Genomic DNA, 13925 nt, shown 5'->3' with positions numbered 1-13925 from the left:
TAGAAGCACGAAGCTTTTTTCCGGGAACGCACGGGTTTCATGTTCCGACACGGCAAAGGCTCTCTGGAATTTTTAAAATCTTTAGAACGGTTAATGCAACGAAACATTAAGCTATCTGTGCCATTTTTTATGGTGAAGGACATGGAAGCCTCGTTGAATTTTTATTGCGAGGGCCTGGGGTTTAAGATGACGAACCAATGGACACCCCGCGGCAAAGTCGAATGGTGTTGGCTGGAACGCGATGCCGTTTCGATTATGTTGCAGCAGCCGCGTGAGCTTAACGCTGAGCCGTTAGGCCGCGGGGTAACTATCTGTCACCAATGTGGCGATGCACTGGCCTTATACCATGAGTTTTTAGATAAGGGTGTATTTGTTAAAGAGCCCTTTGTTGGTAACGGGATGTGGGTGGTTAGCCTTCAAGATCCGGACGGGTACCGGCTTGAATTTGAGAGTTTGACCGATGTGCCTGAGGAAACAACCTACAGCAATTGGATGAAGAAATAGAACCCGGATAATTGTTATTTAGAATCTTGTTATCGATATGCTTTTAGCGCCGAGTGTCACTAATCGCGCTCTCAAAACCATGAGACAAATAACCCCTTGCATTTTCGTAAATTAGAATTGCGCATAAGCTTGATTGCGAATTTGGTAATCGAGGATTAAAAACTAAACAAAAAATACCCATAAATACCCATGTGTTTTGTTTTTTGATTGCGAAAATGATAACGCCCGGCGAGCCGGTAACATATTTTTTACTCCGGCCGAAAAAAGATCGTACTTTTGTACGCTTTAACTGAGCTCATCGAAAAATGAACAAGACCAATCGTAAACTCGACGCGCTGGAATACCATACCAAAGGGCGCCCGGGTAAAATACAGGTAATACCTACCAAACCGACCAATACACAACGCGATCTTTCCTTAGCTTATTCGCCCGGCGTGGCCGAGCCATGTTTGCGCATTGCCGCCAATACCGATGATGTGTATAAATATACAGCTAAAGGCAATTTGGTAGCCGTTATCAGCAACGGCACTGCTGTTTTGGGCCTGGGCAGCATAGGCCCCGAAGCCAGTAAGCCGGTGATGGAAGGAAAGGGCCTGCTGTTCAAGATCTATGCAGATATCGATGTGTTCGACCTCGAACTCAACACTACCGATGTAGACGAGTTTGTGAGGATTGTAAAAGCGCTCGAGCCCACTTTCGGCGGTATCAACCTCGAAGATATCAGTGCGCCAACCTGTTTCGAGATTGAGCGCAGGTTAAAGGCCGAGATGAATATCCCGGTAATGCACGACGATCAGCATGGCACGGCCATCATCTCGTCGGCCGCACTGATCAATGCCTGCGAGCTGCAGAAAAAGAAGCTCGACAAGATTAAAATGGTGGTGAATGGCGCGGGCGCGGCGGCGGTATCGTGTACAAAAATGTACTTGTCATTGGGTGTTAAACTCGAGAATATTGTGATGCTTGATATCAACGGCGTGATCACGCCGGAGCGTACCGATCTGGACGATATCCGCATGGAATTTGCCACCAGGCGTACCGATGTGCATAACCTGGCCGATGCGATGAAGGATGCCGATGTGTTCATCGGCCTTTCGGCAGGGGATGTGGTAACGCCGCAAATGCTGAAAACGATGGCTAAAAACCCGATCGTATTCGCAATGGCTAACCCGAACCCGGAGATCGCGTACGACCTGGCAGTTGAAACCCGTAAGGATATTATCATGGCCACCGGCCGCAGCGATTACCCTAACCAGGTGAACAATGTGCTGGGTTTCCCCTACATCTTCCGCGGCGCGCTGGATGTGCGTGCAACCACCATCAACGAAGCAATGAAACTGGCTGCGGTGCAGGCCATAGCGGAAATTGCTAAAAAAACAGTGCCCGAAGAGGTGAATTTGGCTTATAATGCCAAAAACCTGCACTTCGATAAAAACTATATTATCCCCAAACCGATGGATAACCGGTTGATTACGGAGGTGTCATCGGCAGTGGCCAAAGCAGCGATGGAAAGCGGCGTGGCGCGCAAGCAGATAACCGACTGGGACGCTTACGCGGATGAGCTGAAGGCCCGTTTAGGCACAGATAATAAAATACTGAGAAACATCGCCAACAAGGCAAAATCGAACATGAAGCGTGTGGTTTTTGCCGAGGCCGATAATTATAAAATACTCAAATCGGCGCAGATCGTGATCGACGAGGGTATCGCTATCCCGATATTGCTGGGTAATGTCGACAGGATCAAACAGATCATGCTGGAGAACGACCTGCAACTGGGCGATGTAACCATCATCGACCCGCGCCAGGATACCGGCGAACGCGCCTGCAAATACGCCGAATACCTGTTCAGTAAACGCCAGCGCAGGGGCGTAACCCTGTTCGAGGCTAAAAAACTGATGCGCGACCGTAACTATTACGGCGCCTGCATGGTGCAGTTTGGCGATGCCGATGCATTGATTTCGGGTTTGACCAAAAACTATGTATCGACGGTAAAGCCGGCTTTGCAGATCATCGGCACCGAACCCGGGGTTAAAAAAGTGGCTGGTATGTATATGATGATCACCAAAAAGGGCCCGGTATTTTTTGGTGATACTACCGTGAACGTGAACCCTACCGCGCAGGATCTGGTGGATATTACCGTACTGATGGATAAGTCGGTACGTAAGTTCAATATCAAACCACGTATAGCGGTGCTGTCGTACTCAAACTTTGGTTCGAACGAAGGCGCCATACCCGAAATGACCCGCGAGACGGTGAGCATTTTGCATAGCCAGTATCCGGATATCGTGGTAGATGGTGATATGCAGGCTAACTTTGCCATCAACCAGGCGCTGCTTTCGGATAATTATCCTTTCTCGACATTGGCCGGCGAACCTGCCAATACATTGATCTTCCCGACGCTGGAGTCGGGCAATATTGCCTATAAGCTCTTACAGGAACTTGGCGGTGCCGAAGCAGTTGGCCCGATATTGCTGGGCATGAAAAAATCTGTGCATATTTTGCAGTTAGGCAGTTCGGTACGCGAAATTGTGAACATGGTGACGATTGCTGTGGTTGATGCACAGGAGAAAGAGACGATAGCCGGCAAGTAAAAAATCTGGAAAAATTTCAGATTGGGAGGGCTGCGTTAGCGATTGCAGCGGATACCTGCCACGTGGCTAAGGCCTTGTGTAGTATGAACGTAAAGCGCGACCCGTAGGGAAACGCCCTGATTGTTAGTAGCAGGTATTTAGTATCAAGTAGCAAGACTTGAAAAATGTGTTCTTGATACCTGATACTTGCGACTCGATACTATTACATTTATTTCTCACCTAAACCTACCCCTTAAAATTTAACATTTTGGTATGGGGCAATTGAGTTATTCTGTGTAATTTACGGATGCTTTAATAGCAGCTATCGTAACACTTAAGTAACTCTATAACAAATATGTACGCTTATATTAGTGGTAAACTGGCTTTTAAATGCCCTACTTATGTGGTGATTGATGCCGGGGGTGTAGGCTATCATGTACATATATCCCTCAATACCTACTCGGGTATAGGCGATAACGAAAATTGTAAACTTTATACCTGGTTACACGTAAAAGAGGATGCGCATACGTTGTATGGGTTTGTTGATGAGGGTGAGCGCAGGCTGTTTTTGCACCTGATATCCGTATCGGGCATAGGGCCAAATACCGGGCGCATGATCCTGTCGTCCATCACTCCGTCAGAAATCCAGGCTGCTATAATCAAAGGCGATGTCCCGCTGATACAGCGCATCAAAGGGATAGGGCCAAAGTCGGCACAACGTATGGTTTTAGAGTTGCAGGATAAGCTGAAAAAAGACGGCCCTGATACCCTGATCGCCATGCCGGTTATCCATACTGTGAAAGACGAAGCCCTGGCCGCGCTGGTTATGTTAGGCTTCGTAAAAAATAATGCAGAGAAGGTTATAGATCAGGCAATAAAGTCGTCGAATGATAGTTTAACTGTTGAGCAATTAATAAAAGTTGCGCTTAAAAGCTTATAATTACGAAATAATATTTACTAAAGCAGTTGATCAATAATTTTACCAGGAAGCTTGCTTTCAGCATTATATTTATTGCAGCGATGTGCAGCGGCGCGAGGCTTTTTGCGCAGGTTGGTTCTGTTTTGCATAAAGATACATCGTCGGTAAAATACCCGCTTAATCTTCATCCCACAAATAATAACCTGGCGCGCGAAGGCTTGTTCCAGCCCGACCCGCCAAACCTGGTGCGTACCATCGAGTACGATGCAGCTACCAACAGGTATATTCTTACCGAAAAGGTTGGTGATATGTTATACCGGCCTGTGCAATACCTTACGTTTTCGCAATACCTTGCACTAAAGCAACAATTAGACGAAAAAGCCTACTGGCGCAAATTGGCCGACAATTATGCTTACGCATCGCAGCAGCCGGGTTTTATCCCCCAGATCAAGGTCCACAGCCAAACCTTTGCCAAGATATTCGGCAGCGATGTGATCGATATCCGCCCGCAGGGTTCGGCCGAAATGATCTTTGCCGGGCAGATCAACAAGAACCAGAACCCGTTGTTCAATACCACGCAGCGCACACAATATAACTTCAATTTTGATCAGCACATCCAGATGAACCTCACCGGTAACATCGGCGATAAACTGAAGATCAATACCAATTACAATACCGATGCCCAGTTTCAGTTTGAGAACCAGGTAAAACTCGATTATACCGGCAAGCCCGACGAGATCATCCAGAAGATAGAGGCCGGGACGGTAAGTATGCCGCTCAACACCACGCTCATTCGCGGCAGCCAGGCTTTATTTGGTGTGAAGACCAAGCTCAGGTTTGGTAAGCTGGAGTGGACGAGCATCCTGTCGCAACAGCGCTCGCAATCGCAGCAGATCACCATTACCAATCAGTCGCAAACCGGGCCGTTTAAATTGCAGGCTTCGGATTACGAGGCCAACAAGCACTACTTCCTGTCGCAATACTTCCGCGATAATTATAATAAAGCGCTGGCTAATATCCCAATCATCAGTTCGAATGTCAATATCACCAAAATTGAAGTCTGGGTGACTAATACCAGCAACAACACCACCGATTCGCGCGATATCCTGGCTTTCCTCGATTTAGGTGAGAACAAGCCTTATAATACTACTTTAATACAAGGCGGGACAGGTTTTTCGGGTTTGCCTGCCGGTTTTAACGGTGCGCCGGGCACTTTCACCCAGCAATCGAACAACTTATTGGCCAACCTGCCGGCCGCTGCCAGGCAAACCAACTCGAACGCGGTGGCTACGTACTTCCAGGCCAGCGGCGCTACCGATAACTACGCCAAGCTCACTTACGCGCGTAAGCTCACCAACAAAGAGTACACGTTGCACCCGCAACTGGGTTATATCTCGCTCAACTATCCGCTCAACAATAACGAAGTGCTGGCGGTGGCTTACCAGTATACCTACAACGGCGTGCAGTACCAGGTGGGTGAGTTCTCGTCGGATGTGCCTGTCGACCCGGTTAACGCCAAAGTATTATACACCAAGTTGTTAAAGAACGAGATATTGAAACCACGCCTGCCCACATGGAAGCTGATGATGAAAAACATCTACACGCTGGGCGCTTTTGGCATCAGTCCGAACAATTTCAACATGACCATTACCCGCCTGGATAATGCTTCGGGTATTGAGAAGCCGGTAATGGAAGAAGGGCAGAACATCAAAGGCAAACTTTGGCTGCAGGTGGCAGGCCTGGATAACCTGAACCAGCAGAGCCAGAAACAACCCGACGGTTATTTCGACTTTCTGGAAGGCATCACCATCGACTCGCAGAACGGGCGCATTATGTTCCCGGTGCTGGAACCTTTTGGCTCCGACCTGAATGCCAAATTTACCCCTGCCGAGCAGGCTACTATTGCCAAAACCTATGTTTACCAGCCGCTGTATGATTCGATCAAGACAACGGCACAGCAATACTTCCCGCAGTTTAACCGCTTTGTCATCAAGGGTACATACACCTCGCAATCGGGCTCGGAATACCAGCTTAATGCAGTGAACATCCCGCAGGGTTCGGTTGTGGCAACATCAGGGAACCTGAAATTGGTTGAAGGTGTGGATTTTACTGTCGACTATAACGCGGGCCGTATACGGATATTGAATTCCTCCTTACTGGCGTCGGGCCAACCCATTACCATCAATGTGGAAAATAACGCCTTGTTCGGTGTGCAGCAGAAATCATTGTTAGGTTCGAGGTTTGATTATCGTGTAAGCGACAAATTACAACTGGGCGCTACCATTATGCATCTTTCGGAGCAGCCTTTAACGCAGAATATCAGTATAGGCGATGAACCGGTATCCAACACCATTTACGGGTTCGATGTCAATTACCACTCCGATTCGAGAATGCTGACCCGTTTGGTGGATAAGATACCATTTATCACCACCAAAGCGCCGTCGTCGGTAACGTTTAATGCCGAGTTTGCCAAACTGGTGCCCGGCCACCCGAGCGCGTTGAACTTCGCAGGCGCCAACGGTACATCCTACCTGGACGATTTTGAGAATACAAGCTCCATCATCGATATCAAGAGTGCGACTACCTGGCAGATATCGGGCACGCCGCAGTTATTCCCCGAGTCGCAGCTGAGTAACGATCTGAGCTATGGTTACAACCGCGCAAGGCTGGCTTTTTATAACATCGACCCGATATTTTATAACGGCAGTCCGCCGCCTTTAAATAATGCGTCGACGGAGCTATCAAATCATTACGTAAGGCAGGTTTTTGAGCAGGAAGTGTTCCCTTATAAACAATCCATCACCGGTTCGCCGCTGCCTATACCCACACTCGACCTGGCTTTTTACCCTAATGTGCGCGGCCCGTATAACTTTACCACCACCGGGCTTAATCTTGATGGTACATTGCAAAACCCACGCAATCGCTGGGGCGGGATATTCCGCAGTTTGAATACGACCAATTTCGAAGCGCTCAATGTGCAGTACATCGAGTTTTGGGTGATGGATCCTTTTATCTATAACAAAACTCCTACAGCCGGCGGCGACCTGTATTTTAACCTCGGGAGCATATCCGAAGATATCTTAAAAGATGGCCGGAAAAGCCTGGAGAATGGCCTGCCCGTTGACGGCGATCTGAGCAAGGTCGACGTAACCGTTTGGGGCCGTGTACCTAAACTGCAACCCGTAGTTGCCTCGTTTGATAACGACCCTACCGCGCGCGAGTTGCAGGATATCGGTTTGGATGGTTTGAACGATGCTGATGAGCGCGTACAATATGCCACCATTATACAGCAGGTGAAAGCGACATTGAATACGCAGGCGGGCAACGCCTTTGCAGCCGATCCGTCGGGCGATGATTTCCAGTATTACCGTACACCCGACCTGGACGCCGTAAAAGCCGGCATACTCAAGCGTTACGAAAAATACAACGGCACCGAAGGTAACTCCAAAACGTCGGAGCAGTCGCAGGCAGAGTTGGGTATCCAAACTTCGGCTTCGACTTCGATACCCGACGGCGAGGATATCAGCCATGATAATACCATGAGCACGGCCGACGAGTATTTTCAATACAAAGTATCGATGCGGCCGACAGATCTGGTAGTAGGGCAAAATTTTATTTCGGATAAGATCACCGCATCGGTTAAACTGGCAAACGGCACCACGCAGAATGTAAACTGGTACCAGTTCCGCATCCCGATCAATGGCTATCAATCAAAAGTTGGCAACATTCAGGATTTTAAATCGATTGGTTTTATCCGGATGTTCCTCACCAATTTTGCCGATACTGCTGTTCTGCGTTTTGCTACCATCCAACTGGTTCGCGGCGACTGGCGCGTATTTAACGCCGAAAATAACCCGCTCAATGTAATTGCCGACCCATCGATACCTAACCCGCCGCTTGATAATTCGACCCTCAATGTAGGTACGGTAAACATCGAGCAAAATGGTAACCGTACGCCGATACCCTATGTGCTGCCACCGGGCATACAAAGGCAAAAAGACTATAATAACCTGGCCACCAATACCCAACTGAATGAACAGTCATTATCGGTTACGGTAACCAACCTGCGTAACGGTTACTCGCGCGCAGCTTTTAAAACTTTTAATAACGACCTGCGTAAATACAAACATATCCAGATGTTTATCCACGCTGAAGCGCTGCCGGGACAGATACTGAAAGATAATGATGTAAGCGCCTTCATCAGGCTGGGTATTGATTATGTAGATAACTATTACGAGTATACGATCCCGTTGAAGGTGACTGCCAACGGTACATCGGATGCGGGCGGCATATGGCCAACCGTGAATAACCTGGATATCGACCTGTCGCGCTTTACCGATGCCAAGATCAAACGGAACAACGCAGTGCTTAACGGTAAACCATGGCCTATCAACGTGCCTTTTACCTATAACGGCGTAACTATCAAAGGCCAGCCCGACATTAGCCAACTGGCGGATATTATGCTGGGAGTACGTAACCCGATAGCTGTTTCGGGTACCGATAAAAGCGCAATAGTTTGGTTTGATGAGCTGCGCTTAACCGATTTTGACCAAAGCGGCGGATGGGCAGCAACCGGGCGCTTTAATGCTAAACTCGCCGATTTTGCCGATGTAACGGTATCGGGCAGCAAAACCACGGCCGGTTTCGGCTCGCTCGATCAGACGGTGAGTAACCAAACCCTCACAGAGAGCCACAATTACGATATTCAAACTAATATGGAGCTGGGCAAATTCTTCCCGGCTAAAACAGGTTTGCATATCCCGCTGTACATCGATGTTTCATCGCAATCGAGCACACCGGTTTACGATCCTTCGGCACCCGATTTGAAACTGGCCGATGAAATGGCTGCGGCTACCACCAAACAGGCCCGCGATTCGGTGGCGGCGATACAGTCGGAAGCGGTCGACGTAACTACACGTAAAAGCATCAACCTGACCAACGTTCATAAATCCAAAACCGACCCGGCTGCGAAAACTCATCTTTGGGACGTGGAGAACCTTAGCGCAAGTTATGCCTATACCGAGGTAGATCATCACGATTACACCGTGGCCGACGCGTTGCAAAAAACCTATAACATTACACTGGCTTATAACTACAGTAACCAGCCTAAATATTATTCGCCATTCCAAAAGATCATCAAAAACAATATGCTGGCGCTTTTCCGCGATTTCAACTTTAGCTTGTTACCATCGCGCCTTAACTTCAGCATAAACTTAAACAGGTTTTATTCGGAAAATACGTTGAGGAATAACGATCCGAACAACTCCATTCCGCTCAACCCGGATGGCAGCAACCCGCTCACATCATTCAACAAAAATTTTCTGATCACCCGGGTTTATGGCATCAGCTGGAATCTGTCGAAATCTATGACGCTGGATATCGATGCGACCAACCTTGCGGTGGTTGACGAGCCTGCCGGGCGTATCAATGGGTTGAAAAAAGATACTTTGTGGAACAACCTGAAGTCGCTGGGCCGTACGACCGATTACGGGCATAACCTGAACCTGACCTATAATGTACCGCTGAGTAAAATACCTGGAATGGACTGGATGGCCCTCGCATCGCGCTACAGTACCCGGTTCGAGTGGAAGACTGCGCCCGAGTTCGCCTTAACCGACCCGGCCTTTAACGTAGGTAACAGCATTCAAAACTCGCGGACAATTCAACTCAACCCAAGCCTTAACCTGGTATCGCTGTATAATAAGATGCGCTTTTTGCGCAAAGCCGGCGACCCTAACAGTACTGGAGGGGTAGGTAATTTCTTTTTGGGGATGCTGACCAGTGTAAAAAATGTAACAGGCACCTACACCCGTACCGAAAGCACCTTCCTGCCGGGATATTTGCCAGGCACTAACTGGTACGGCGCCGACCCTAACTATAATGCACCGGGTATAGGCTTCCTGCTGGGTAGCCAGGCCGATATCAGGGCCAGGGCATTGGCCAACGGCTGGATAACCAAAGATACCCTGCAAAACCAACTATATGTTACCTCGCTGATGGAGCACATGGATTTTAAAGCTACGATCGAGCCTTTCCGCGATTTGCAGATTACGTTACTGGCAACCAAAACCCGCGATCTGAACTACCAGACCAACTTTAAATACCTGGCCAGCACCAACAGTTTTCAAAACCTGAGCCCGTTAACCAGCGGCGATTATACGATATCGTACCTTACTTTGGCCACGGCTTTTTCAAAACCAACAGGCATTGATAACACTTCGGCAACTTTTCAAAAATTCCTGGATAACCGCACCATTATATCGCAGCGCTTAGGTAAGCTTAATCCCAATTCCTCAGGCCTGATCACCAATGGTTATGCCGATGGGTACGGGTCCAATTCGCAGAATGTATTGGTGGCTTCTTTCCTGGCTGCGTACACTGGCAAAAATGCAAACGGTTCGTCGTTAAGCGGCTTCCCCGATATCCCGATCCCAAACTGGGATATCAGTTATCGCGGCCTTGGGCATTTACCGTTCCTGGCTGATATTTTCGATGCGGTTGAGTTGAGGCACGGCTACCGTTCGAGCTATAATATCAACGGTTTTAACACGCTGCAGCAATATACCGAGGCTAACGGGGCAGTTAACTCGCGCGATGTGAATGGCGACTTTTTGCCATATTACCAGTTTTCGCAGATAGCGATATTTGAGCAGTTTGTACCCTTGCTCGGTGTCGATCTGCGTTTCCACAACACCATGACTGCAAATATTGAGTACAGGCAAAGCCGCAGCATCAGCCTCAGTTTATCCAACAGTCAGCTGGGCTTACAAAACGAAAGTAACCTGGTGTTCGGGTTCGGTTACCACACCACGCATTTCAGGTTTCCGTTCGGCCTGTTCCAGGATCTGCAGCTGAATAACGATATGAACTTCAAGCTCGATTTTTCGATCAACGATACCAAAACACTGATCTACCGGGCCGATGTGACCGGCGCCGAGGTATCATCGGGCTCACAAAATATCGCCGTAAGGCCTTCGGTTGATTATGCGCTTAACAAACGCTTTACCATGCGCCTGTTCTACGATTCGACTATCACCAAACCGTATACCTCGCAGGCCTTCGAAACCTCATTCGCCAATTTTGGCTTTAGTTTGAAATTGTTGTTGCAGTAGATTTAATCATTGAGCCATTGGTCATTTGATCATTGGTTTTATAGAAAAATAGGAAGAAGTGCTATTTGTATTTTTTATTTTCAATAATTTTTGAAAGTTTAAAAATTGTTCTACCTTTGTGATGTGGATCTGAGAGCTGGTCCATCTTTTTTAATCTTATATTTCATAATTTATTGAAAATACAATATTTACTAACAACTAAAATCAAACATCATGAACTACTTTATCTGGACTTATGTATTTTACCTGGCCATCAGCATTGCATTGACTATTTGGGTAGCCAAAGTTTTATTTAAGAACGGCCGGATCTTCCTGGTCGATATTTTTCACGGCAATACGCAACTGGCCGATTCTGTTAACCGTTTGCTGGTAGTAGGCTTTTACCTGGTGAACATCGGCTATATGAGCTTAGCTATGAAAGAAGAAGATAAGATAGGCGATCCGCAGGTAGTATTAGAAGTACTGAGCCACAAATTGGGCTGGATAATCCTGATACTCGGCGCTATGCACTTTTTAAACCTGACCGTGTTTTTCAAACTCCGCAACAAGGCGCAATTCAACAAGCCAACCTTTGTTAAAGTTGATGTAGCCGAATAACAAAAAGCCGGGAATTGAGCTTATCAATTCCCGGCTTCGTGCCTACAGCTTTTTCAGTAGTTTGCCTTGGTAACCGAGCCCGAGCCCAGTTTTGTGGTATGTACTTCGGCGTTGCCGGTATAACGTACCGAGCCCGAGCCGATGAGGCTGGCTGATAGTTCTTTTTCGGCGCCGATATAGACATTGCCCGAACCGGATATGGTTACTTTGGTCGTCTGGGTTTTTACCCCTTTGGCATCAAAACTACCAGAGCCGGAGATGGTGATATGGGCATCGGCGGTGTTGCCGCCATTGATACTGACACTTCCCGAACCACTGATGGCGCCGTCGATCTTATCAGCTTTCACCGAAGCAGTAGTAATACTTCCCGAGCCGCTTAAAACAACCTTAAAAGTTGCCGCGCTGATAGCGCCCTCAACCTTAATGCTTCCAGAGCCGCTGTTTACGAGTGAAGATAATGACTTAGCTGATACATAAATATCCGCTTTTTTGTTGTCGTGGTCATTCCATTTCCAGTCGCGTTTGAAGCGTATTTTCAGGGTTCCGCCTTCTACAACGGTTTCAATTTTATCGATGATGGCATCGTCGGCGCTTACTTTCACGCTTTCGGTACCGTCAATCTTTACATAAACATGAAAAGCACCCGATGAGGCGATGCCGGTAAATCCCGAAACCGGGCGGGTTTGATCTGCAAAGTTTTTGCTAAAAGCCATTTGCACCGATGTAAACAGTACAACAGCCACGATAAAGAATCTGGTCAATTGGTTTTTCATAATCGTATCGTCTTTTTTTTATACAAAGACGATGCAATTTAAATAAGGTTACAGTATTTTTTTAATGCGGCGAAAATAAACCCAGCATGTTACCTTCGGTATCGTTAATATAGGCCATATATCCAAGGCCCGGTCCGATCAGTATTTTTGGGAAAACAATCTTGCCGCCGCTTTTCTCAACACGATCGAGGACTACGCTCAAATCGTTACCGCCTGCCAGATAAATGCGCGCGCCGTTAGCTGATGGTACATAGTTTTCTCCCTTAACAATGGCACCTCCTATGCCGCCTTTATTGCGTTCGAACAATAAGAAACCCATGCGGTTAGGTCCGAATTGCTGTTCGGGCATTTCATAGTCATAAATGGCGCTGTAAAACTTTTTGGCGCGTTCGAAATCCGTTACCGGTATCTCAAACCAGTTAAGCGCATGTGGAAGTATCTCCATCAGTATTCAGGTTTAATCGTGTAGTGTTAATTAGGTTAACAGGCTAAAGATAATGATTTTATAATTGCATGGGATGCAAAATAATTTTATCTTAGGTCGGTTTCCCTAATTAAAAAACTAACAATGCAACCCCTGATTTTAAACACACAGCTGGGTTTTAAACCCTATTACAACGTAAACCTGTACATGCTGCTGAGGCGCAAGGTAATCTGGTTTATGCTATTGCTCATTATTGTGATGATCGTACTTTCCATCATCAGCCGGGATGGCGATCATACCTACACCTACCTGGCCATCTTCTACACCTTATTTACGCTTACGTTCCCCTTGTTGATTTATTTTAGCGCAAAAAGGCAGTATAAAAAAATAACGGCTATGCACGAGCCTAAAAGCTACGAGTTTTCGGCTGAGGGGATTAAACTTACCGGAGAAACGATCAGGATGGAAACAGGTTGGGTAAATATTAACAAAGCCATCAAACGTAAAGCCGATTTTATATTATTCAGCTCGAACAGCCGGAACTTTTTTTATTTACCGATGGCCGATTTTGAAAATGAACAGAGCTTAAATCAGTTTGAAAACCTGGTAAAAGAAAAAGTAGCTAAGAGAAATTTTTAATTTATCCTGCCGGGGTGTTACCAGATCGCGTCGTCCTTTTTTGACATGACCATGATGGTGATACCGCCAACCAATAAAAAGCCGCCTGTATATAAGGGCCAGTTGATGTACCCATCGGCATCCTCATATACTTCTGTAATATTCTTTTTTTTAGCTTTTTCGGTAGGACGGGAAGCAAACCCCGCCCATATCATCAATACGATACCTGTAGTGATCAGTATTATACCGGCAGCTTTATTCATACATCAGCAAAAAACAGGTAGAAAAATAGGTTTGGCTTAAGGTACAAATATCATTTATAATAATAAGCAATCAGCGTAAATTATACGTTGAATTTTTATTAAACGAAGAGAATATTGTAATATTATAGCTAAGTAATGTGGTGGA

9 protein-coding genes are annotated in these 13925 nt (G+C 46.9%); 6 read left to right on the top strand and 3 right to left on the bottom strand.

Annotated elements, in window-relative coordinates:
* The first annotated feature begins 93 nt into the window (after positions 1–93).
* The 5 genes from BEL04_RS18510 (at position 94) to BEL04_RS18490 (ending at position 11702) form a co-directional block, all read left to right on the top strand.
* Positions 94–504: a VOC family protein gene (locus tag BEL04_RS18510; protein WP_066006296.1), complete on the top strand. Its 411-nt coding sequence runs from the start codon at positions 94–96 to the stop codon at positions 502–504.
* 305 nt (positions 505–809) lie between these two features.
* Positions 810–3095 (top strand): NADP-dependent malic enzyme, encoded by a 2286-nt coding sequence (locus BEL04_RS18505; protein ID WP_066006295.1) that lies wholly within the window; start codon positions 810–812, stop codon positions 3093–3095.
* 334 nt (positions 3096–3429) lie between these two features.
* Positions 3430–4014, top strand: a complete 585-nt coding sequence (ruvA, locus tag BEL04_RS18500) for a Holliday junction branch migration protein RuvA (RefSeq protein WP_066006294.1) — start codon at positions 3430–3432, stop codon at positions 4012–4014.
* A gap of 26 nt (positions 4015–4040) precedes the next feature.
* Complete coding sequence (sprA, locus tag BEL04_RS18495) at positions 4041–11105, top strand: cell surface protein SprA (protein ID WP_139113106.1); 7065 nt, start codon at positions 4041–4043, stop codon at positions 11103–11105.
* A gap of 213 nt (positions 11106–11318) precedes the next feature.
* Positions 11319–11702, top strand: a complete 384-nt coding sequence (locus BEL04_RS18490) for a hypothetical protein (protein ID WP_066006293.1) — start codon at positions 11319–11321, stop codon at positions 11700–11702.
* Positions 11703–11755: 53 nt separating this feature from the next.
* On the opposite strand, the gene BEL04_RS18485 is transcribed toward BEL04_RS18490, so the two are convergent.
* Both BEL04_RS18485 and BEL04_RS18480 read right to left on the bottom strand, forming a co-directional pair.
* Complete coding sequence (locus BEL04_RS18485) at positions 11756–12475, bottom strand: head GIN domain-containing protein (protein ID WP_066006292.1); 720 nt, start codon at positions 12473–12475, stop codon at positions 11756–11758.
* 61 nt (positions 12476–12536) lie between these two features.
* Positions 12537–12920, bottom strand: a complete 384-nt coding sequence (locus BEL04_RS18480) for a VOC family protein (protein WP_066006291.1) — start codon at positions 12918–12920, stop codon at positions 12537–12539.
* Positions 12921–13043: 123 nt separating this feature from the next.
* Between BEL04_RS18480 and BEL04_RS18475 the strand changes: the two genes are divergently transcribed.
* On the top strand, positions 13044–13538 hold the full coding sequence (locus tag BEL04_RS18475) for a YcxB family protein (RefSeq protein WP_066006290.1): 495 nt from the start codon (positions 13044–13046) through the stop codon (positions 13536–13538).
* 17 nt (positions 13539–13555) lie between these two features.
* On the opposite strand, the gene BEL04_RS18470 is transcribed toward BEL04_RS18475, so the two are convergent.
* Positions 13556–13780: a hypothetical protein gene (locus tag BEL04_RS18470; protein WP_066006289.1), complete on the bottom strand. Its 225-nt coding sequence runs from the start codon at positions 13778–13780 to the stop codon at positions 13556–13558.
* Positions 13781–13925 lie beyond the last annotated feature (145 nt).

Source organism: Mucilaginibacter sp. PPCGB 2223 (assembly GCF_001705515.1).
Taxonomy (GTDB): domain Bacteria; phylum Bacteroidota; class Bacteroidia; order Sphingobacteriales; family Sphingobacteriaceae; genus Mucilaginibacter.
This window is presented reverse-complemented; position numbering and strand designations above follow the sequence as displayed.